The organism is Bradyrhizobium sp. NBAIM03 (genome assembly GCF_020194055.1).
GTDB classification, from domain to species: domain Bacteria; phylum Pseudomonadota; class Alphaproteobacteria; order Rhizobiales; family Xanthobacteraceae; genus Bradyrhizobium; species Bradyrhizobium yuanmingense.
In genome coordinates this window covers 1-389 of the sequence record NZ_JADYVS010000274.1, presented here as the reverse complement: position 1 = coordinate 389, position 389 = coordinate 1, and the positions used below count along the sequence as shown (strand labels likewise).

At 66.8% G+C, this 389-nt stretch carries 1 protein-coding gene; it reads right to left on the bottom strand.

The window, feature by feature from the left end; all coding sequences use genetic code 11:
• A partial coding sequence (locus tag I6F21_RS38485; protein ID WP_225184487.1) for a hypothetical protein occupies positions 1-350 on the bottom strand: 350 nt, incomplete at its 3' end.
• Between the last annotated feature and the right edge of the window lie 39 nt (positions 351-389).

Below are 389 nucleotides of genomic sequence, written 5' to 3'. Positions count from 1 at the left end.
CCGGCGTGGACCGTGTATGCGCAGGCCCCCATCGCCCGGCTGACCTTGCCCAATTCGACGTAGTAATCCATGTGCCGGTTGAGCGTGCTCAGGTCTGCCAACGATGTCCACCCCGCCACGCGTGCGTTGGCGTGCAGCCGAAACCGCGTATTCGGGTAGGCAGCTGCCAGCGCCCTGGCCGATTCCACGTCCAGCGTGCCCGCGTTCTGCGGACAGATCTGAACGTGGTCAAGCCGGATCACTCCGGCATCAGCCAGTGACTGGGCCGCCTGCATCGCCTGCGCCACCGAAAACCCGGGAAAGGCCCCGAGCGCCAGGTTGGGCGTGACTGTGCAGAGGGCGGCGCTCATTGTTCTGCCCCCGCGGTGGCAGCCTCCTCGACTCCGAAC